This is a genomic window from Dyadobacter psychrophilus, assembly GCF_900167945.1.
GTDB classification, from domain to species: Bacteria; Bacteroidota; Bacteroidia; order Cytophagales; family Spirosomataceae; genus Dyadobacter; species Dyadobacter psychrophilus.
In genome coordinates this window covers 275,460-296,535 of the sequence record NZ_FUZA01000006.1, presented here as the reverse complement: position 1 = coordinate 296,535, position 21,076 = coordinate 275,460, and the positions used below count along the sequence as shown (strand labels likewise).

The following is a 21,076-nucleotide window of genomic DNA, read 5'->3' as shown; positions in this document are numbered from 1 at the left end:
TTATACTTTCTCTGCAATCCTGAGTTTTGCGCTTCGTGCCCTTGGATTTCGCGCAACTTCTTCGGCTGTTGCTTCCACCGGCTTTCTGGTAACGCTGCTGAGGGGCCTTATCGCATTTCCGTAGAAGTCCTTTTCTAATTCTCCGTCAAATTTTCCCTTTAAAATAAAATTTTTAACCAACCGATCTTCAAGCGAATGATATGACATCACAACCAATCGCCCGCCGGGATTGAGCACTTCCGGAACCTGCGTCAGGAACTCTTCCAGAACGGCCAGCTCGTCATTGACTTCAATCCTTAATGCCTGGAAAACCTGAGCAAAATACTTGTTTTCACGGTGCTTAGGGGCATATTTGAGCAAAATTCCTTTCAAATCGGCAACCGTGTCAATGGGTGTGCTATGCCTGGAAGTAAATATAGCTTCCGCAGCCGTGCGGGCGTTGGTAACCTCGCCATACATGCCCAAAATCCTCTGCAATTCGGCCGAAGAACGTGAATTGATCACTTCTCGCGCTGTTTTTTCAATGTTCGGGTTCATGCGCATGTCCAGGTCGGCATCGAACCGGGTCGAAAAACCTCTTTCCGGCGTGTTGATCTGGTGTGACGATACACCAAGATCGCCCAGGATTCCGTCCACTTTGTCGGCCTTATGCAATTTGAGGTAACGTTTCAAATGCCTGAAATTGGCCGCAATGAATGTAAACCGCTTGTCATCTTTAAATTCCGCGGCATTGGCTGCCGCATCCGGATCCTGATCGAAAACGAGCAGTCGGCCGGTGGTCAGCTTTTCGAGGATCGCCCGCGAATGTCCTCCCCCGCCAAAAGTCACATCCGCGTAAACGCCCTCCGGTTGAATGTTAAGCCCTTCCAGGCATTCGGACAACATGACAGGCTCGTGATATGTACTTTTTAAATCCATTTGTTAAAAGCAACGTACTTAGGAACTAATTCTTGCCAGGAGGCAGTTACAAACTTAGCAATTTTCACGCGTACGAGTGGCTGCCGGCAATGGATTTAATTTCGGCAGCTTTCCGCTAATTTAATATCAACCCACTGGATATGAGACTCATTAGTCAGATTGTTACGATCCTGATTTTATTTGCATTGATAAGCTGTAATTCTTCCGCACAAACTGAATTGAAAAGCGGGACCTGGCGTGCAACATTGAGCCGGGATGTGAACCGGATTCCGTTCATTATGGATGTGTCCAAAAACCCGGATGGGAAAACTTATTCCGTTGTGGTCATTAATGATACAGAAAGGTTAAAGATGGATACCGCATTTTTCCAAAACGATTCGCTGGTGATCCCTATGGAGCTTTTTGACATGAAGATCATTGCAAAAGCGGAAGGTGAAAAGCTTAAAGGCACCTATTACAGATATGCAAAGGGCAAAGTTGCCGGTTCAATTCCGTTTGAGGCGGAATTTGGAAAAGACTATAAATTCTTCAAACCAGGCGAAGCAAAAAGCACCAAAACCGTTGCCGGGAAGTGGGATGCAACATTTATTACGGAAGCAACGGGCGATACGACGCAATCCGTAGGGACATTCGTCCAGAATGGAGCGGATGTAAAAGGTTCTATATTGACCACAACGGGCGATTATCGTTTCCTGACTGGTAATGTCAATGGCGACAGCTTGTTTTTATCCACGTTTGATGGTTCCAATGCAAAGCTTTTTAAAGCTGCTATTCAAAGCGACGGTTCGCTGAAAGGTTCGATGTGGTCCGGTGTAAAAAGTCTGAGAAGCTTTACTGCAAAGCCGAACCCGCAAGCTAAACTACCCGATGCGAACAGCTTAACCTTTTTGAAACCGGGTTTTGAAACAGTCGACTTCACATTCCCTGATTCCGACGGCAAGCCAGTATCCTTAAAAGATCCAAGATTTAAGGACAAAGTAGTAATCATCCAGATCATGGGTTCATGGTGCCCGAATTGTATGGACGAGACCAATTTTGTGGCGCCCTGGTACAAAAAGAACAAGGACCGCGGTGTTGAAATTGTTGGTTTGTCTTTTGAAAGATCGGATGACCCAAAAGTTTCCAATCCTAAGATTAAACGTATGATTGAGCGCATGGGGATCGATTATCCGATCCTTTTGGCAGGAACCAACACTGACGAGGCCACTGCAAAAGCGCTGCCTATGCTAAACAAAGTGATGTCTTATCCGACAACAATTTTCATCGATAAAAAAGGTAAAGTGCGTGAGATCCACACTGGTTTTTCAGGCCAGGGAACGGGGGCTTACTTTGACGAATTTGTGACCGATTTCAACGGTTTGATGGACAAGCTGATCGCAGAAAAATAATTTTAATGCTGTTTTTATAAAAGCGCATCGTCTCTCCGGGCGGTGCGTTTTTTATTAAACTAAAATTAGTATGCTTGCATAATAGTGGGCTGATTTCTTACATTTGTGACAAGGGGCACTCCTGACACCATTAAGCTTTCTTCGACGATGCGTAAGGAAAAAACGATTGATTTCCAGATAAAATGGGCCTGGCACTCGATTTCCCGAATGTACAATGCTTATGCCGCACGTTTTGATACGACTATGGCTGTGGGCTATGTATTGCTCAACATTGACATTGAAAATGGCACGCCTGCGACGAAAATAGCGCCTTTGCTCGGGATGGAGCCACGAAGCCTGGTGCGTATGCTCAAAAACCTGGAAGAACGTGGATTGATCAAACGCGAAATTAGCGCGAAGGATAAGCGATTCGTAAGAATTGTGCTGACGGATTTAGGAAAAGAAAAACGGGAATTGGCACGCGAGGGCGTGATCTCTTTCAATACAATGATCCGGGATAAAATTCCATTGGATAAACTGGTCGTTTTTTTCGATGTAATTAAAGATATCAACAAACTAGTGGAAGAGGAAAATCAAAAACTCAAAGCTGGCGAAATACAGGAAGAGCTTTAAACCAAACCTTTAAATAATGAATCGTTCAATTCGTAAAGTAGCCGTTTTGGGCTCGGGCATTATGGGATCACGCATTGCTTGCCACTTTGCCAATATTGGTGTGGAAGTGCTTTTACTCGACATTGTTCCAAAAGAGCTTAACGATGCCGAAAAGGCCAAAGGAATTACCAGCGAACATCCTGTATTCCGAAACAGGATCGTGAATGATTCCTTGCAGCAAACGATAAAGGCGTCCCCGGCCCCACTTTATAGCCCGGCTTTTGCTTCACGCATTAAAACGGGAAACTTCGATGATAACCTGGCGGATATAAAGAATTACGATTGGGTGATGGAAGTCGTGGTAGAGCGGCTTGATATTAAGAAAAATCTTTTTGAAAAAGTGGATGCATTGCGCAAGCCCGGAACGCTTGTGACTTCCAACACGTCCGGAATTCCCATTCATTTGATGGCGGAAGGTCGCAGCGACGATTTTCGCAAGCATTTCTGCGGAACGCACTTTTTTAATCCCCCAAGATATTTGCGCTTACTGGAAATCATCCCGACGCCGGAAACCGATCAGGGAATTGTTGATTTTCTGATGCATTACGGGGATCTTTTTTTGGGAAAAACCACTGTTTTAGCAAAAGATACGCCTGGTTTTATTGCTAACAGGCTGGGAATCTATGCATTGATCCAAACCATTCGCGTTGCTGCCGAAATGGGTCTGAGCGTGGATGAAGTGGACAAGCTTACCGGTCCGGTTGCGGGACGTCCAAAATCAGGAACATATCGCCTTTCGGATGTTGTAGGCCTGGATACGACTGTTCATGTTGCCAATAATTTATATTCTTCGGGAGAGGGAAAAGATGAGTCCCGCGATGCTTTTATCGTGCCGGAAGTCATGCAGAAATTGTATGATAACAAATGGTTAGGCGACAAAACTGGACAGGGTTTTTATAAAAAAATAAAGGATGATAAAGGCAAATCCGTCATTCTTGCGCTGGATTTCAGCACACTGGAATACAAACCTTCCGAAAAAGTTAAGTTTGAAACATTAGAAGGCACTAAGGCAATTAGCGATGTCTGGAAGCGTTTTCCAGTGCTGGTTGCGGGCAAAGACAAAGCGGGCGAGTTTTACAGAAAGACATTCGCTGATATTTTCAGATATGCGTCCTTTCGAATCCCTGAAATATCGGATGAAATTTTCCGGATCGATCAAGCCATTTCGGCAGGCTTCGGCTGGCAATATGGACTTTTTGAAACCTGGGATGCGATTGGTGTGAAAAATATGCTTTCTATCATGGAAAGCCTCGATATGAAACCTGCAGAATGGGTTTATGAAATGATTGGCGCCGGTAATGAGTCGTTTTATAAAGTGGAAAACGGAAAGCGCTCCTATTATGACATTCTTTCAAAAGCATACAAGAAAATCCCTGGTCAGGATAGCTTTATCCTGCTTAGTAACCTGTCCAACAACATTGTATGGAAAAATGCAGGGGCAAATTTGTATGACATTGGCGATGGAATTCTGAACCTGGAATTTAAATCGAAAATGAACACGATGGGTTCCGAGGTGATCGAGGGAATCAATAAAGGCATCAGTCTGGCCGAGAAGGATTTCCTTGGTTTGGTGATCGGTAATGAGTCGAGCGAGGCGTTTTCTGCGGGTGCGAACCTGGCTATGTTGTTTATGTTTGCTATTGAACAGGAATTTGATGAGATCAACATGGTGATCGCGCAGTTTCAGCAAACGATGATGCGCGCCCGATATTCTTCCATTCCGGTGGTTACGGCGCCACATTCGCTGGCATTGGGCGGTGGTTGCGAGCTGAATTTACATGCAGACAAAGTGGTTGCACACGCTGAAACTTATATTGGGCTTGTGGAATTTGGTGTAGGGATTATTCCGGCGGGTGGCGGTACAAAGGAAATGGCGCTGAGATGTTCGGATATGTATCATGCCGGCGACACAGAGCTGAATATTCTGCAGACCGCATTTATGAACATTGCGCAGGCCAAGGTTTCAACATCTGCACAGGAAGCACGCGAAATGAATTACTTGCAAGATAAAGACCAGATCGTTCTGAACCGGTCGAGGTTGATAGGGGAGGCCAAACAGGCGGCGATGGATCTCGCGGAAAATGGATATACGCAGCCTAAACAGCGCAACGACATTAAAGTGCAGGGAAAAACAGGCATTGCATTGTTTATGGCGGGCATCGCACAAATGCGTTTGGCAAATTATATTTCCGATCATGACGCTAAAATCGCCAACAAACTTGCTTATGTCATTAATGGCGGAGATTTGAGCTACGCGCAGAATGTGACAGAGCAATATCTGCTAGATCTGGAAAGAGAAGCTTTTCTCTCGCTCTGTGGCGAAAAGAAAACGCTGGAAAGAATGCAAGGCTTGCTGAATGGTGGCAAACCGCCCCGAAACTAACTCAAACAGCGAATTCAATTTCTTCGAAAATTTTCAAGGGAATTATTGTTTGACCAATTAATGTTCTGCAGTTAGCAGGATATTCGGTGAAATGTTCGATATTTAGAATTGATCATCCCGAATTCGGGATGGAGCCGATTCGCCTATATGCTACATCGACTAAAAAGTACATTTAAGGAACAATGATTTCAAAAAAAGCAAAATACGCGCTGAAAGCTTTAAAGGTTTTAGCAGAACAATATGGGAAAGGCCCTGTCCTGATCTCCTATATTGCTGAAAAAGAGAAAATTCCAAAGAAATTTCTGGAAGCGATATTGCTTGACTTGCGTAATAATGGTGTTCTACAAAGTCAGAAGGGAAAAGGTGGTGGCTATCTGCTGCGTATTCCTCCGGGCGAAGTCAATTTTTCAAAGGTGTTGCGCATTATCGATGGCCCTATTGCCCCGGCTCTCTGTGTTTCCATGTTTTTCTATGGGAGATGCGATGATTGCAAAGATGAAGAAACGTGCAGTCTGCGCTCCGTTTTGGAAAGATGGCGTGATGCTAACCTGGCTGTTTTGGATAGGACAACATTAAATGATCTGCTTCAGGCCGAAAAGGCTGAGCATGTGCAACAAGCGGAGAATGTTCAGCAAACGGATGTTTTAACACAATTATAGGCGGTCATTGCGCACATACAAGCGTGTGTCGTCAAAGTCGCCAATGAATTTATAATTGCTTCGGATATATTGAAAAAGCGCAGGGTAACTCTCAATTCCCTGGGCTTTTTTGTTTTGTACCCACATACTATTTTTCCCCACGGCATCCAGCACAATTGCAGGCTTAGTCCGCTCAATGTCAGACAAATAGCGGCTCTTGTATTTCTCCTGCATTGGATGAAGGAAAATGGAACGTTCGGAATGGTTCTCCGCGGTGGCTTGCAATAGTTGCGCTTCAACATAATAAGCACATTGCCAGCCCCATACGGCCATATAATCGTCGGTTTTGCTGTATTTTTTGAGTGCTGAGACAACCGGGCTCTGTGCCAGTGTTCTTGCATTTACAGAATCAAAAGCATTCAGACGCCGCTCTTTTACAAAATGATATGCGTCATTGGAAACAAACCAGAGCAGAATAATCGCGGGGAATGCAACTGCCCATTTTTCAACTCTTGACAACCCGTAACCCGCCATCAATGTCCAGGGAATGATGCAGAAATTGAGATAATGTATAAAATCGTTTCCTGACTTGGTAACCGCATAAATGCTTGAAAATAATAACAGGAGAATGGTCACAGGCACAATCAGGTTCGTTTTACCAACGTTTGGCCTACGGAACATCTGATAAAATGCAATAAATATTGGAGCAATTAATGCTAATGTAAAGACTTGAAAATCAGGCGTTAATTTAAATATTCTCAAAAACTGACCCGGGATTTCCAAAAAACCTTTTCCTCCGGCATAGATTACGTTCCCCAGGATATAGAAGTAAATCAAATCGGAGAACACATTGAAAACCAATGTACAAATCAGTGTCAGGACCGGGAATGTAAGTCCTCCCAGCAACAGAAAAAGGATCGGTTTGAAGTCTTTTTTTGCTTTAAAACATTGATAACCAATCCATAACCCGGCAGCTGCTAAAACCAGCGCCTGTGGAACGGCTTGTAACTTAGCGAACGGAATTGCGCCGGCAGCTAATCCGAGTAGGTACAAGTTAGTTCTTTCATTACCAAGACTTTGCGTCGCTCTGGAAAGCAGCCAAACACAAATGGAAAGCAACAGGACGGGAAGCTGCTCACTCGAATAATGTACAAAGTCGATCTCCTGCGTAAAGGCCAGGAACAGCAAAGGAACCAAAAGGATTTTGCGAGCAACAGAAGCTCCAAACCAGTTTTTAAGGGAATAAAAAAGCATTAGTAACGCCCCGCCAGCACATATGAGGCCCATTGCACGCCCGGATGTGTAGTTGATCTGAAATCCTAGTAACCTTGGAATAACCAATAAATAATTGTCGAGCGGGCCGATGGTGGTGCCGTCAACTGATCGCCAGTAAACGGGATCTTTAAACAACGTGATCGCGTGGCTCAGCATCTGGCTTTCGTCAGGATTGAGCTCCCGGTTGAAAACGATGACTGGTAAACGCATGAAAATCAGCAGCAGAATGGCTGAGATAATGTAAATTCTGGTTGAAATGGGCCTGAAAAAAGCCGAGAAGACAACAAATGCCGCTAATGCATATCCTATAAACCAATAGATTGGCGGGGAGTTGTCGAAAGTGAGCATAGGCCTAACTGAAAGTGTCTACCTTTTCCACAAAATCGCGATAGTGAACGGCGGGAATGAAATGCTGCTGAGAGCGATATTGTAATACCATGAAAACCAAAAACAGCGAAATCAGGAAGGATTGGAGCATCAGGATCATTAATGTGCTCCCTAATGTGGACGCCCAGCCAGGTGTTGCGTTGCCGATCAATTTCAGAAAAATGATAAAAACGATGAATGCGATGGCCACACCGGACATAAAGATGGAAAATATCAGAATGCGGACTGCGGTGGTGTCAACCAACACTGAAATTGCGCTTAATCCGTGCAAAACGAGCGAAACGAAGTTCATTTTACTTTCTCCGGCAAGCCTTTTCGCGCGGTTCGTCAACACCGAATCATAAGGAATCCGTGACCGGATGATGCCGCCCGGATAGTTGTTCCATATCTCCGAAACGCGAACCAGATTTTGAAGTCGGTTTTGCGGAACAAGACTGAAATTGCCAAAAGTGATCACTTTTCCTGTAAGTAACTTGAAAAGCAATTTGTAAATCACATAAAAAGATCTGAAAAGCAGGTTTTCCGTGCGCTTGTTGCGTTCTGCAAAAATGATCTTGCCGGGTTCCTGTAATGATCTTGCTGCCAGCAGGTTAATGTCGGCCGGTGCATCTTCGCCGTCAGCGTCCATTACGATTACTTTATCGGCCGCCATGTGTTCTGCTACGTAAGATAAGCCAATCGCTATGGCTTTTTGGTGCCCGAGATTGCGATACAACCGAAGGACTTTTATTTCTTTTCCTCCGAAATTTGCGAATGGCTGCGATCTTTCCCGTGACGAACAGTCATCTACAATAAATAGCGTTGTATTTTTTAAGATCGGGGCATTCAGATCCGCGTTAATTTTTTGTATAAGCAGGTTCAGCGCCTCCCAGTCGTTGAATTGAGGAATTATAATGACAAAATTTTCTGGCATGGGGGAGGAATTTGAAAGCCTCCGAATGTTAACATTCGGAGGCTTCTGAAAGAATTTAAACGGTTTTTACTCCTAATCTTGAAGAAATACCGTCGTGAATTTGGGTCAATGTCTCAGTCAGGCCATATTCCCAGTTCCAGCCTGGGTAATGTGATTTGAATTTAGATAAGTCGCTCACATACCAGATGTGGTCGCCGATCCTGTTTGTTTCTGAGTATGAGTAAGATAACTTGTTTCCAGTAATTTGCTCGCAAAGCGCAATCGCTTCCAGCATTGAGCAGTTTGCGAAACGTCCGCCGCCGGCATTATAGACTTCGCCCGGACGTGGATTTTGATAAAAATGCCAGAACATATTCACAAGGTCGTGACTGTGAATGTTGTCACGAACCTGCTTTCCTTTGTAACCAAAAATCGTGTAATGGTTGCCTGTAATGGCGCATTTCATCAAGTAAGCGAGAAATCCGTGCAACTGAGCGCCGGAATGGTTTGGGCCGGTAAGACATCCGCCCCGGAAAACCGCCGTTTTCATACCGAAATAACGGCCATATTCCTGCACCATAATGTCCGCAGCCACTTTGGAAGCGCCAAAAACAGAATGTTTCGTATGATCAATGCTGTGTTGCTCATCGATCCCGTTCTCGAAATAAGGATGGTTCTGATCGATTTCCCAACGTGTTTCCAGCTCGATTAATGGCAGATAATTTGGATTATCACCATAAACCTTGTTGGTAGAAGTGAAGATGAATACAGCTTCCGGTGTATGCAAGCGCGTCATTTCCAGCATATTAAGTGTTCCGACAGCATTCACACCAAAGTCCGTAAACGGCTCTTTCGCTGCCCAGTCGTGGCTTGGCTGTGCGGCTGCGTGAATGATCAGCTTAATATCTGTTCCGTATTCTTTAAATATGGGTTCCAGCTGACTTACTTCACGAATATCAGCCGAGTAATGCTTGTAATTGTTGAATTGGTCCTGGATCCTGTTCCGGTTCCATTCCGTATTTCCGTCAGCGCCGAAAAAGTATTCTCTAAGATTATTATCAACACCAATTACCAGATCAAATTTATCCGCTAAAAAAGCAACCGATTCACTTCCTATTAGTCCGGCTGAGCCGGTTACCAAAGCTATATTCATGTTTTTGTGTACTTTTAATTGCCTGTTCTTGCTTATTAAATACAAATGTATCCTGCCTCGAATACGTAAAGTAAATTAAAATTGTTCAATTGTCACAACGTCAATGATTCAAAGGAGCTTGCCAAAAGGATTATACGCTGAGATCAATATTAAAATTGTTCAATACGATATAAACACTGTTTCAAAAAAAAGATATCCCCATTTCGGTGAGGATATCTTCAATATGTTGGCAGAATTATATTATTGTTTTACAACTGCACTCGTTGTGCCACTGTACAATTTTGCGCGGATATCGGCAACACGCGTTTCCAATTCCGGTTTTGCTTCGTATTTTAAAGACATTTGACGAGGCAATGAATCCGGGCTAACGCCGTAAACAAGTTCGTTGCCAGTATTCAGGTCTTTTTGCTCTATATGATTGTATTTCTGATAGTCACATGATGAAAGCAACGCAAGACAAGCAACAAATGCAACAATTTTATAGAATTTCATTTCTTTGATCGTTCATAGTAATATGGGCAAAAATAACCGTCATTTTCATAACCACCAAATCGACCCGGCTGAAATATTACTTTTTTAGCTGGGCCAGCTCGTTCCGGACAAATTGCATCAGATCAGTGATATGCTGCTCCGAGAAGTCGAACGGAATGTTGGCAGCCTGATAAATCTCACCAATCGTAGCTGTATAGCCGAGTTTCAATGCATCTAAAAATCCTTTAAGGCCTTTTGCAGGGTCCTGGCGATAATTTTTCCAAACGCCGATTGCTCCCAACTGTGCGATACCGTATTCAATATAATAGAAAGGAACCTCATAAATGTGTAGCTGCCGCTGCCACAGATATTTTTTATAAATCTCCAGCCCCGACCAATCCATCACTTTGTCGGTGAATTCTTCATAAATACGAACCCACGCCTCTGTGCGCTCAGCAGCCGAATGTTGCGGATTTTCGTACATCCAATGCTGGAATTTGTCCACCGTTGCAACCCAGGGAAGCGTTTCCAGAATAGATTCCAAATGCTGGATTTTAGCTCTTTTCAGGTCATTCTCGTTTTCAAAGAACTCATCCCAATAATCCATTGTGATCAATTCCATCGACATAGATGCAAGTTCTGCGACTTCGGACGGGGTATGTTTGAAAGAATTAAGTTTCAAATTCCGCGTAACTAATGAATGAACAGCATGGCCGCCCTCGTGCAGCAATGTGACCATATCACGCAGATTGGACGTTGCGTTCATAAAAATAAACGGCACACCAATTTCGTCAAGCGGATAGTTGTAGCCGCCCGGCGCTTTTCCCTTCCTGGATTCCAGGTCGAGATGTTTCATGGTTTTCATCGTGGTCAGGCAATCGCCCAGGAACGGATCCAGCCTTGAAAAGCAGCGGATTGTTTTATTCAGCAATTCTTCTCCCGTTGAAAACGGCTTTAACGGCGCCAGGCCCTGCGGATCCACTTTTGTGTCCCACGGACGTAGTTCATCCACATTCAAAGCCGCCTTCCTGCTCGCAGCCATTTCGTCCAGCATAGGCACAACCGCTTTTTTCACCGAGCCGTGGAAATTGAAACAATCCTGAGGCGTGTAATCGAAGCGGCCCATGGCCGCAAACATATAATCCCGGTAATTAGCAAAACCGGCATTTTTACCAACCTGATCGCGCAATGTTACCAGCTTGCCCAGCAATTCGTCCAGTTGTTCGTGGTCGTCATAGCGTCTGCCACTGATCGCGCGCCAGGCTTCTTCGCGAATGTTTCTGTCTGTGGATTGAAGGCGGTCTGCGGCTTTTTGCAACGTCATTTCCTCACCGTCCAATGTCACTGTCATGGCACCGGCGATGGCTCCGTAACGACGCTCTTCGGTCTGCATTTCGGTAATGAGTGGAATGTTTTCGTCGCGGAAGATCTCGATGGCTTTCTTCATACCGCGCAATGTGATGGCAAAGCCAGGCTCCGTCAATTCGCTCAGATATGGGCTGTCCACCACTTTTTTATCCAAAGCATTGCCATATTCAGCCAGTTTCGGCTGGATTTCTGTTATGAAAAACTGCAATGCATTGATCAGGCTCGTGTTAGCCGTGTCGCAAGTCTGCCGAATGTATCGCCAGGCGAAGTTTTCCGACAAATAAGATTCAATTTCACTGCGGTCCAAAAACCATTGCTGCAAATCCTCAGCAGAATTAATCTCCCTTGTTTTCAGATTTTCAAAAAACGGCTCTACATCTTCCCATTTTTTCAAATCAAATTCCTCTCCTATAAAAGCCCGTTTTCCCCGGGTTAGAACGTCAATGTTATCGGTTGTCATTTTTAAGAAGCTTATTACTGTTTTTTTTAAAGTTAATTTTTTAGCATCCAGGAATGTGCTATAACTTAATTTTTTGATCCCTTTTATGAGATCAATTCCTTCTAGAGATTTACGCTGCTGCTTCACAGTATTGGCAAGAAATCGGAGTCTCTCGGCCTTTGAAAGCCTTTGGCTGATCAAAATCGAGTTCAGGCTTTCTATATTCGATAAAATGGCCAAGTCATTAATGCTTGCCATATCCCTAATGTTCTCACCTTGTAAAACCCGCTGGGGATTGGCTTGTTTCCAGTCGCGTGCAGTACATCCCCACATAGCAATGTTTAACAAATCAGCTTCATCGGCATAAAGCAACCATTCCTTTGCTTTTGTGTAACCTGTGTGTGGGATAATATAGTTTTTGATCGCATCCGTATGGATTTTATAATTTGCCTTACAAAGAACTCTTTTCACATTCCATTCTAAATTGTACTCATTAGACTCAACTTCTTTTAATCGCTGGTGTTCCTTAACAATATATAATTGAAATACCGGACTAATCCACATGCCAAAATTGAATGCGATATCCTTGTGCGCATATGTTCCTCCATATCGCCCTGCCTTAGCAACTATCCCAATTGCATTTGTTTTTGCAACCCACTCTTTAACACTGACTTTAAAAGAATTAATGCCCGACTGGTTTCTAATTGCGGCGAATTCGCCATAATTAAAATCCGGATTGTACATTCCTTCCCAGGCATGCAGATATTCCAATGTATTGACATTTCTGAGCCAGTCGCTCACAAAGAAATCTCCATCCTTTGCCTTTACCATGTCCGTTAAGCATATGTAGTCTTCGGAATTGATGCTTAATAGGCCAATTTCAATGTTTTGAACGATTAGTTTAGTGTTTTTTGGCATGTGTATGTGTTTAAATTTCTAAACCGAATCCGCCCGTTGGGTTGTGTCCGTCAGATTATCGGTGATAACATTTTCCGTCTGATGAACGTTTGCGAAGGCGTATTCCATTTTGCTTCGGTCGAATTCTTTTTCATTGTTGGCCAGCCAGATCGTAGCCACGCCGTTTCCTATGAAATTTGTGATGGCACGGGCTTCGGACATGAATCGGTCGACGCCCAGAAGGAGGGCCAATCCTTCCACAGGGATCACTTTTATAGCCGTTAATGTGGATGCAAGCACTACAAATCCGCTTCCGGTCACACCCGCCGCACCTTTGGAAGTCACCATCAGGATGCCGATCAGCGACAGGATCTGCCCGAATGTAAGATGCACATTGAAAACCTGCGCAAGAAAAATGGTGGCCATGGAAAGATAGATCGTCGTTCCGTCCAGATTAAAGGAATAACCAGCAGGGACCACAAGTCCCACAACCGGTTTGGAACAGCCCATCCGTTCCAGTTTGACCATTAAGGAAGGCAAACCGGCCTCCGAGGAAGATGTGCCCAACACAATCAGCAATTCCTCGCGGATGTATTTCAAATAGGACCACAAGCTGATCTTATATGTTCTCAAAACAAGCCCCAAAACGCCGAAAATGAAGATCGCCATCGTGGCATAAACCGTTCCCATGAGCTTGGCAAGCGGTAATAATGTATCGATGCCATATTTCCCAATGGTATAAGCCATCCCACCGAACGCTCCGATAGGCGCGAAGATCATAACCAGGTGCAAAGCACGGAAAACGTATTTAGAAGCGAAATTCAGCCATTCCGTGACTTTTTCTTTGCCTGAATATTTGCTTAAAACAGTTCCTAACACCAATGAAAACAGCAGCACTTGCAGCGTAATGTTATCCAGGAAAAATTGCAACCAGCTGAAATCCTGCACCTTATTAGCATATACCGAGGCGTCGCCTTTTTGCAAATTGCTCGTTACGACCCCGTCGCCGGGCTGGATGACATTAGCAACCAAAATCCCCACAATCAATGCCAATGTTGTCACAATTTCAAAATAAATGAGCGCCTTGGCCCCGACTTTCCCAACTTTTTTCAAATCGCCCATCCCGATTATTCCCAATGTAATGGTCAGGAAAATGATGGGATTGATGAAGATTTTGACAATTGAAATAAAACCCTTTCCCAGGATTTCCATTTTTACGGCCTGCTCTGGGAAATAATGTCCCATTAAAGCACCGGCCGTGATGGCGGTAAGAACCCAGAAGGTGAGATTCGTGACTAACTTTTTCAATACGTTATGGGTCTAAGGCCAGGGCGGTTCGCGTAAGTTTTGAAGTTACGATAATAAAAGTCGGAGGAATTGTTTCCCGAATGGAAAAGTAAATTTTTCTTAATTATTTATATTTGGTCTAAATTATAATTTTATATTTGCCTCACACAACCGAAATACTTAAAAGACGAGAACACCTCCATGCAATCGAATAGTTTATGCCCGGCCCTGACCTTCCTTTTGCTGTTTTGCACGGCAATGGTCCATGCGGTGGCGGGTCCGGGACAGCGCATTGTTTCGGCAAACGGGACGCTGAGCGAGATTTTGTGTGGGTTGGGTTTGGAAAAACAATTAATAGGCGTGGATGTAACAAGCACTTATCCCGCTTCTTTGGAAAAAATCCCTAAAATAGGCCATAACAGGACCATTGCGGCGGAAGGCATATTAACATTAAACCCGGATGTTATCATTTATACAGACCAAAGTTTATTGTTGCCGGCAGTGGTAAGGCAGCTCAAAAGCAGTGGTAAAAAAGTGGTCGAGTTTAAACATGAATATTCCAGAGAAGGCGCTATTAAACTGATCCGGGATGTAGGCGCTTATTTCAATGCGACAGCACAAGCGGAAAAACTTGTGAAATCGCTTCAGGCTGATTTTACGAAGGTTAAAACCTCTGCATCACCCAAAAAATTGCTCTTTATATATGCAAGGGGGACGGGCACATTAATGGTTTCGGGGACAGACACATCGATTGATAAAATGATTTCGCTTGCAGGCCATAAAAATGCGGTGAGCGAATTTACAGAATACAAACCATTGACCGCCGAGTCACTGATAACCGCCAATCCTGACGTGCTGGTGCTGTTTTCAAGTGGATTGGAAAGCTTGCAGGGTATGGACGGATTGCTGAAAGTGCCGGGCGTTGCGAACACGAACGCAGGTAAAAACAGAAAAGTGATTTCTATGGATGGTCAGTTGCTAACCGGCTTCGGGCCGCGACTTGGCAAAGCGGCGTTGGAACTTTCGCAAAAAGTAAAATAGAATTGAATGTTGGCTGAAATCGCAAAGGAACCAGATCAATTAACGAATGCAGCATCAGTAAAACGACTGCAACTTCCGTCTTCGACGGGTAAGATGTCGTGGATCCTCGGTTCGCTTTTGTTTGCATGCGTGGTTTTTTCGGCCTGCACCGGAGCATTGTCCATTTCGCTGGCGGAACTTTGGGAAATCATTGCGCTGAAACTAGGCTTTATTCAGGAAACGCGGGTTGAGGAGCAGAAGTCCATCGTGTTTTGGGTGATCCGTTTGCCGCGGGTTTGCCTGGCAGTGCTGATAGGAGCGGGCTTAGGCATTGCTGGGGCATCATTGCAGGGGCTTTTCCGCAATCCTATCGCGGATTCAACATTAATCGGTGTGACGTCGGGTGCCTCGCTATTTGCTGTGTTCGTCATCATGCTTAATGTCAAATATTTCAGTGCATTAAATGAATGGGTCGGCGTGTACGGCATTTCATTTGTGGCATTTGTGGGCGCGGCTTTAACCACATTATTGGTTTACCAACTTTCAAAAATCACCGGCGACGGCGGGGTTACAACGTTGCTTCTTTGCGGAATTGCTATCAATGCTTTCGTAGGCGCTATGACCGGGCTGATGACCTATCTGGCCGATGACGCGCAGCTCCGTTCCATTACATTCTGGAACCTGGGAAGTTTAGGCGGGGCCAACTGGACGTCCGTGCTGGCCGTTTTACCATTTGTAGGCATTTCTGTATTTTTCATGCCTTACCTTTCCAAAGCGTTGAACTTGCTCGTGCTAGGCGAAAGCCAGGCGGGAAGTCTGGGTGTGAATTTGAAGGTTTTGAAGCGAAAAGTGATTATTCTGGCAACTTTGGGCGTTGGTGCGTCCGTTGCGGTTGCCGGCACAATTGGTTTCGTGGGACTTGTTGTCCCGCACATTATACGCACGGCATTTGGTCCAAACCATAAAACACTACTGATTGGCTCGGCATTAGCCGGTTCGATTGTGCTCACATTGGCAGACACGCTTTCCAGAACAATCGTAGCGCCGTCGGAACTTCCCATTGGAATTCTCACAGCATTATTGGGGACGCCATTCTTCCTCTACATTCTTTGGGAGCAAAAACGGAAAAGGTTATGATAGAGGTTCGTCATGTCGGTTTTGAGATGCGTAACAAATCCCTTTTAAAGGATATAAGTTTTAATGTCCAGCCTGGCCAGTTTTGGGCGGTTGTTGGCGCTAATGGTGCGGGAAAATCTACATTAATAAAAATACTTTCAGCCGAACTTTCTCCAACATCCGGTTCTGTTTTGCTTGATGGGAAAGATTTGAAAAAGCATAAATTGAGAGATCTGGCAAAAATGCGCGCAGTTTTATCTCAGCAAAATGTGATCAGCTTGTCATTTACGGTGCAGGAAATTGTGTTAATGGGCCGGTATCCGTTTTATGAAGTCGAGCCTACGCAAAAAGACCTGGAAATTGTAGAAGTATGCCTTAAAAAAGTGGGGATCGGCGCTTTAAAAAACCAGTCTTACCCAACACTGTCAGGCGGAGAGCAGCAGCGGGTGCAGCTGGCGAGGGCATTGGCGCAGATTTGGGAAATTAAAAACGGGGTTTTGCTATTGGATGAGCCTACAACGGGGATGGATCTTTTGCACCAGTTTGAAACATTTCACTTAGCCAAAGAACTCGCGGCCAAGGGTTTCTCGATTGTGGCTGTTGTTCATGATCTCAATCAGGCGTTGCAATATGCAGACCAGGTTTTAATGTTGAAGAACGGACGAAGTTATGCGATTGGAACTCCGGAAGAGGTTTTAAATGAGCGTATTATAAAGGATGTGTTTGGGCTGCCGGTGAAAATTGTGCAGTCCGAAAATTTGAGTTATCCAGTCATTGTGCCTGATGTGCCGATGGTTTCCATGGATTATTAAAGATCATTATAACAAAATATCAAAATGAAATCTACCCTGTCACCAGAAAGAACTGAGCTGAAAGAACGCTGGTCCGAATTCAAGGTTATCAACCCAAAAACCCGGATCCGGGATGCTGCGAAGGAACTGAACACCACAGAAGCAGAGCTCGTGGCCACCGGGATTGGTGAATATGTGACATTGCTGGCCGGAGATTTCCGCGAATTAATGAAGGAAATAGGCTCGCTCGGGCATGTAATGGCGCTCACACGCAATGATCACGTTGTGCACGAGCGGAAAGGTGTTTATGAGAAAATATCCTTTAATAACCATGTGGGCCTGGTTTTAGGAGAAGACATTGACCTCAGGCTTTTCCTGGGCGACTGGAAATTTGGCTTCGCTGTTTCTGAAAACGACCGCCACAGCTTGCAATTTTTCAACAGTTTTGGAGACGCAACCCACAAAATCTATCTTACTGAGAAAAGCAATAAAGAGGCATACGAGACATTAGTAGCCAAATATAGCGCGCCAGATCAGGGCATGAGCTTGCTAATCGCGGAGAAAACGCCGAAACCGGCTGAATCAGATACGGTTACTGAGATTGACAGGGCAGCATTTCAAGCAGAATGGCTGGCTTTGAAAGACACCCATGATTTTTTCACGCTGCTTCGGAAATACAACCTGACGCGCAAACAAGCATTGCGCAATGCTCCGGAAGGTTATGCTTACAGGATCACGCCGGAAAGTATGAAGACTGTTTTCGAAGCCGCTTCGGAAGAACAATTGCCGATAATGGTTTTTGTTTCCAACCCAAACTGCATTCAAATCCATACAGGCCCGATCAACAAAATCTTTGTTATGGGGCCCTGGTTGAACATTATGGATCCCGAATTCAACCTGCACCTGCGGCAGGATGCCATTGATGAGGCATGGGTTGTGAGAAAACCGACGGAAGATGGTGTCGTGACAGGCATTGAGCTAATTGACAAAGAAGGAACAATGTTCAATCAGTTTTTTGGAAAAAGAAAGCCCGGAATTCCTGAGCTTCCCGAATGGCCAGCGCTGATTGAGAAATCGGTTAGCCGGTTATAACGATTCGAATCGAATTCATAAAAAATTGAGTTAAGATAAAATTTCGCCATAGTAATTAAAAAATTTCCGGTTTCAATTGAGCCGGTTTTTTTTGTGCCAGATATTTTATTACAAATTTTCAAAAAGAAAAAATTTGTAAACATTCTCACCATTATAAAATTTTATTATATTGATTAACAACTATATACAGATTATTTCTGGAAACATTTAAAATATTAATGAGTAACAAAGTTTTAAAAGAGTTAAATTTATCATTCGATTTTTCTCCAATGTTCTTCATATAAAATATCCATGGAAACAACAAAACCTTCGCAAACTGCGCAAACCTACACAAGCGACGAGGCGTATCAGGCTTCTCTTCAATACTTTAAGGGCGACGATCTGGCCGCGCGAGTTTGGGTAAATAAGTATGCACTTAAAGATTCGTATGGCGCAATATTTGAGGCTACGCCGAATGATATGCACAGACGCATTGCGAAGGAAATTGCCCGGATTGAACAGCTTTATCCTAATCCACTAAGCGAAGACGAAGTGTTTGATCTGATCAAGGATTTCAAATACATTATTCCACAGGGAAGTCCGATGACCGGCATTGGTAACCCGTATCAGATTGCGTCGCTATCCAACTGTTTCGTGATCGGCAACAATGGTGCTTCCGACTCATACGGCGGCATTATGAAAATTGATCAGGAGCAGGTGCAGCTGATGAAGAGACGCGGCGGAGTAGGTCACGATCTGTCGCATATCCGTCCAAAAGGATCGCCTGTTAAGAATTCCGCGCTTACTTCCACCGGCATTGTGCCCTTTATGGAAAGATTTTCCAACTCGACCCGTGAAGTGGCTCAGGATGGCCGGAGAGGCGCATTAATGCTTTCTGTTGCCATCAGGCACCCGGATTCGGAGGATTTTATCAATGCGAAGCTAGAACAAGGCAAAGTGACCGGCGCCAATGTTTCTGTCCGTATCGACGATGAATTCATGCGTGCAGTTGAATCCGGGGAAACGTATAAACAGCAATATCCGATCAAAAGCACAACGCCAACGCACATTAAGGACATCGACGCGACAGCTTTGTGGAAGAAAATCGTGCATAATGCGTGGCAGTCGGCTGAGCCTGGCATTTTGTTTTGGGACACGATCATTCGCGAGTCAGTGCCCGATTGCTATGCCGATCTGGGTTATGAAACGGTTTCTACCAATCCTTGCGGCGAGATACCGTTGTGTCCGTATGATTCCTGCCGCTTGCTGGCCATCAATTTATTTTCATATGTCGATAAACCTTTTACCGGCGAGGCATCATTCAATTGGGGTTTATTCAAAAAACACGTCGCTGCTGCACAGCGCATGATGGACGACATTATTGACCTCGAACTCGAAAAAGTGGATGCAATACTCCAAAAAATAGACGAAGATCCGGAGGACGAAGAGGTTAAAAGAGTGGAACGCAACTTGTGGCTGAACATTCAAACCAAAGCAAGAGAGGGCAGAAGAACGGGCATTGGTATTACCGCCGAGGGAGATATGCTTGCAGCGCTGGGCCTGCGTTACGGAAGTGATGAGGGAACTGAATTTGCCGTTGAAATACACAAAACCGTCGCGCTCGAAGCTTACCGTGGTTCAGTTAATACAGCCAAAGAACGAGGTGCTTTTTCTATATTTGATTTGGAAAGGGAGAAGAATAACCCATTCATTCTGAGGCTTAAAGAGGCAGATGCGCAGCTCTACTATGAAATGCTGGAATACGGCCGTCGTAACATTGCCATGCTTACGATTGCGCCAACGGGAACAACGAGCTTGATGTCGCAAACAACGTCGGGTATTGAGCCGGTTTTCCTGCCTGTGTATAAAAGAAGGAGAAAGGTGAATCCGGGAGACAAAGACGTCCGCGTGGATTTTGTGGATGAAGTTGGTGATTCCTGGGAAGAATATGTTGTTTTTCACCACCGTTTTAAGGAATGGATGGAGGTTAACGGCTTTGATATCAGCAAGAACTACGCACAGAAAGAGCTCGATGACCTCGTAAAGAAATCGCCTTACTACAAGGCCACTTCTAATGATGTGGATTATCTGAAAAAGGTGAAAATGCAGGGCGCGATCCAGAAGTGGGTTGATCATTCGATCAGCGTGACCATTAATATGCCTAATGACGTAACAGAGGAATTGGTTGGCGAATGTTACATGGAGGCTTGGAAAGCTGGTTGTAAGGGAGTTACAGTTTATCGTGACGGTTCGAGATCCGGTGTCTTGATTGCAAACACGGAGAAAAAAGAGGAAAGCACCACATTGAATGCACCTTTTCCGACAACCCGTCCGCAAGTGCTTGAAGCGGATGTTGTTCGTTTTCAAAACAAAAAAGATAAATGGATTGCCTTTGTTGGACTTGTAGACAACCTGCCTTATGAAATCTTTACAGGTTTGGCTGATGACGAAGACGGTATTTTGCTGCCAAGATGGGTTAACGAGGGAGTGATCATTAAAAATCGTGAAGCCGACGGAAGTTCACGTTATGACTTCCAATACAAGAATACAAGAGGTTATAAAACAACGATTGAAGGACTTTCATACAAATTCAATCCCGAATATTGGAACTACGCCAAGCTGATTTCCAGCACATTGCGTCACGGAATGCCTATCGAAAAAGTGGTGGATCTAATCGGCAGCCTACAATTGGACGAGTCAATCAACACCTGGAAAAATGGCGTTGCGCGCGCATTGAAACAATACATTCCAGATGGAACAGAAGCCAAAAAGCAAAAATGCCAGAATTGCAATTCTACGAACTTGCTATATCAGGAAGGCTGCCTGACGTGCAAGGATTGCGGTTCTTCGAAGTGTGGGTGATGTTAATTTAAGAGCAACTTGTCAGCCTGAGCGGAGTCGAAGGCACGTTACCAAGGAGTAGCGCGCCTT

General features: G+C 44.6%; 16 protein-coding genes and 1 pseudogene. 9 read left to right on the top strand and 8 right to left on the bottom strand.

Annotation, left to right across the window (positions count from 1 at the left end; all coding sequences use genetic code 11):
• Complete coding sequence (gene rsmH / locus B5X68_RS21265) at positions 1-918, bottom strand: 16S rRNA (cytosine(1402)-N(4))-methyltransferase RsmH (RefSeq protein ID WP_082216776.1); 918 nt, start codon at positions 916-918, stop codon at positions 1-3.
• A gap of 140 nt (positions 919-1,058) precedes the next feature.
• On the opposite strand from rsmH, the gene B5X68_RS21260 reads away from it, so the two are divergent.
• From B5X68_RS21260 to B5X68_RS21245, 4 genes are all read left to right on the top strand, one after another.
• Positions 1,059-2,306: a peroxiredoxin family protein gene (locus B5X68_RS21260; protein WP_082216775.1), complete on the top strand. Its 1,248-nt coding sequence runs from the start codon at positions 1,059-1,061 to the stop codon at positions 2,304-2,306.
• 147 nt (positions 2,307-2,453) lie between these two features.
• Positions 2,454-2,918 carry a MarR family winged helix-turn-helix transcriptional regulator gene (locus B5X68_RS21255; RefSeq protein WP_082216774.1) on the top strand — a complete coding sequence of 155 codons (465 nt, stop codon included), beginning with the start codon at positions 2,454-2,456 and terminating at the stop codon, positions 2,916-2,918.
• Between the two features lie 16 nt (positions 2,919-2,934).
• On the top strand, positions 2,935-5,340 hold the full coding sequence (locus B5X68_RS21250; protein ID WP_082216773.1) for a 3-hydroxyacyl-CoA dehydrogenase/enoyl-CoA hydratase family protein: 2,406 nt from the start codon (positions 2,935-2,937) through the stop codon (positions 5,338-5,340).
• A 182-nt stretch (positions 5,341-5,522) separates the two neighbouring features.
• Positions 5,523-5,999, top strand: a complete 477-nt coding sequence (locus tag B5X68_RS21245; protein ID WP_082216772.1) for an RrF2 family transcriptional regulator — start codon at positions 5,523-5,525, stop codon at positions 5,997-5,999.
• On the opposite strand, the gene B5X68_RS21240 is transcribed toward B5X68_RS21245, so the two are convergent.
• The 7 genes and pseudogenes from B5X68_RS21240 to B5X68_RS21215 form a co-directional block, all read right to left on the bottom strand.
• Complete coding sequence (locus tag B5X68_RS21240; RefSeq protein WP_082216771.1) at positions 5,994-7,601, bottom strand: hypothetical protein; 1,608 nt, start codon at positions 7,599-7,601, stop codon at positions 5,994-5,996. The genes B5X68_RS21245 and B5X68_RS21240 overlap by 6 nt on opposite strands.
• A gap of 4 nt (positions 7,602-7,605) precedes the next feature.
• The gene (locus B5X68_RS21235) at positions 7,606-8,553 is read right to left on the bottom strand and encodes a glycosyltransferase (RefSeq protein ID WP_082216770.1); all 948 of its coding nucleotides are present in this window, start codon (positions 8,551-8,553) and stop codon (positions 7,606-7,608) included.
• A gap of 55 nt (positions 8,554-8,608) precedes the next feature.
• Positions 8,609-9,685 carry an NAD-dependent epimerase/dehydratase family protein gene (locus tag B5X68_RS21230; protein WP_082216769.1) on the bottom strand — a complete coding sequence of 359 codons (1,077 nt, stop codon included), beginning with the start codon at positions 9,683-9,685 and terminating at the stop codon, positions 8,609-8,611.
• Positions 9,686-9,925: 240 nt separating this feature from the next.
• Positions 9,926-10,177 (bottom strand): hypothetical protein, encoded by a 252-nt coding sequence (locus tag B5X68_RS21225; RefSeq protein ID WP_082216768.1) that lies wholly within the window; start codon positions 10,175-10,177, stop codon positions 9,926-9,928.
• Between the two features lie 76 nt (positions 10,178-10,253).
• Positions 10,254-11,984 carry a M3 family oligoendopeptidase gene (locus B5X68_RS21220; protein ID WP_170916703.1) on the bottom strand — a complete coding sequence of 577 codons (1,731 nt, stop codon included), beginning with the start codon at positions 11,982-11,984 and terminating at the stop codon, positions 10,254-10,256.
• A gap of 498 nt (positions 11,985-12,482) precedes the next feature.
• Positions 12,483-12,881, bottom strand: a pseudogene (locus B5X68_RS29270) (KilA-N domain-containing protein); the annotation flags it as partial.
• An 18-nt stretch (positions 12,882-12,899) separates the two neighbouring features.
• On the bottom strand, positions 12,900-14,168 hold the full coding sequence (locus B5X68_RS21215) for a cation:dicarboxylate symporter family transporter (protein WP_082216766.1): 1,269 nt from the start codon (positions 14,166-14,168) through the stop codon (positions 12,900-12,902).
• A 180-nt stretch (positions 14,169-14,348) separates the two neighbouring features.
• Here B5X68_RS21215 and B5X68_RS21210 point away from each other — a divergent pair, with 180 nt between their 5' ends.
• The 5 genes from B5X68_RS21210 to B5X68_RS21190 all read left to right on the top strand — a co-directional run bounded on the left by B5X68_RS21210 (position 14,349) and on the right by B5X68_RS21190 (position 21,007).
• Positions 14,349-15,188 carry a heme/hemin ABC transporter substrate-binding protein gene (locus tag B5X68_RS21210; protein ID WP_082216765.1) on the top strand — a complete coding sequence of 280 codons (840 nt, stop codon included), beginning with the start codon at positions 14,349-14,351 and terminating at the stop codon, positions 15,186-15,188.
• Positions 15,189-15,194: 6 nt separating this feature from the next.
• Positions 15,195-16,304 (top strand): FecCD family ABC transporter permease, encoded by a 1,110-nt coding sequence (locus B5X68_RS21205; protein WP_082216764.1) that lies wholly within the window; start codon positions 15,195-15,197, stop codon positions 16,302-16,304.
• Complete coding sequence (locus B5X68_RS21200) at positions 16,301-17,095, top strand: heme ABC transporter ATP-binding protein (RefSeq protein WP_082216763.1); 795 nt, start codon at positions 16,301-16,303, stop codon at positions 17,093-17,095. Before B5X68_RS21205 ends, B5X68_RS21200 begins: the two co-directional genes overlap by 4 nt.
• Before the next feature lie 24 nt (positions 17,096-17,119).
• Complete coding sequence (locus tag B5X68_RS21195) at positions 17,120-18,166, top strand: hemin-degrading factor (protein ID WP_082216762.1); 1,047 nt, start codon at positions 17,120-17,122, stop codon at positions 18,164-18,166.
• Between the two features lie 291 nt (positions 18,167-18,457).
• Complete coding sequence (locus B5X68_RS21190; RefSeq protein ID WP_082216761.1) at positions 18,458-21,007, top strand: adenosylcobalamin-dependent ribonucleoside-diphosphate reductase; 2,550 nt, start codon at positions 18,458-18,460, stop codon at positions 21,005-21,007.
• The last annotated feature ends 69 nt before the right edge of the window (positions 21,008-21,076 follow it).

Bases quoted from the DNA above. Each gene is read 5' to 3' on its own strand.
- rsmH (WP_082216776.1), bottom strand. From the start codon at position 918: ATGGATTTAAAAAGTACATATCACGAGCCTGTCATGTTGTCCGAATGC.
- B5X68_RS21260 (WP_082216775.1), top strand. From the start codon at position 1,059: ATGAGACTCATTAGTCAGATTGTTACGATCCTGATTTTATTTGCATTG.
- B5X68_RS21255 (WP_082216774.1), top strand. From the start codon at position 2,454: ATGCGTAAGGAAAAAACGATTGATTTCCAGATAAAATGGGCCTGGCAC.
- B5X68_RS21250 (WP_082216773.1), top strand. From the start codon at position 2,935: ATGAATCGTTCAATTCGTAAAGTAGCCGTTTTGGGCTCGGGCATTATG.
- B5X68_RS21245 (WP_082216772.1), top strand. From the start codon at position 5,523: ATGATTTCAAAAAAAGCAAAATACGCGCTGAAAGCTTTAAAGGTTTTA.
- B5X68_RS21240 (WP_082216771.1), bottom strand. From the start codon at position 7,601: ATGCTCACTTTCGACAACTCCCCGCCAATCTATTGGTTTATAGGATAT.
- B5X68_RS21235 (WP_082216770.1), bottom strand. From the start codon at position 8,553: ATGCCAGAAAATTTTGTCATTATAATTCCTCAATTCAACGACTGGGAG.
- B5X68_RS21230 (WP_082216769.1), bottom strand. From the start codon at position 9,685: ATGAATATAGCTTTGGTAACCGGCTCAGCCGGACTAATAGGAAGTGAA.
- B5X68_RS21225 (WP_082216768.1), bottom strand. From the start codon at position 10,177: ATGAAATTCTATAAAATTGTTGCATTTGTTGCTTGTCTTGCGTTGCTT.
- B5X68_RS21220 (WP_170916703.1), bottom strand. From the start codon at position 11,984: ATGACAACCGATAACATTGACGTTCTAACCCGGGGAAAACGGGCTTTT.
- B5X68_RS21210 (WP_082216765.1), top strand. From the start codon at position 14,349: ATGCAATCGAATAGTTTATGCCCGGCCCTGACCTTCCTTTTGCTGTTT.
- B5X68_RS21205 (WP_082216764.1), top strand. From the start codon at position 15,195: ATGTTGGCTGAAATCGCAAAGGAACCAGATCAATTAACGAATGCAGCA.
- B5X68_RS21200 (WP_082216763.1), top strand. From the start codon at position 16,301: ATGATAGAGGTTCGTCATGTCGGTTTTGAGATGCGTAACAAATCCCTT.
- B5X68_RS21195 (WP_082216762.1), top strand. From the start codon at position 17,120: ATGAAATCTACCCTGTCACCAGAAAGAACTGAGCTGAAAGAACGCTGG.
- B5X68_RS21190 (WP_082216761.1), top strand. From the start codon at position 18,458: ATGGAAACAACAAAACCTTCGCAAACTGCGCAAACCTACACAAGCGAC.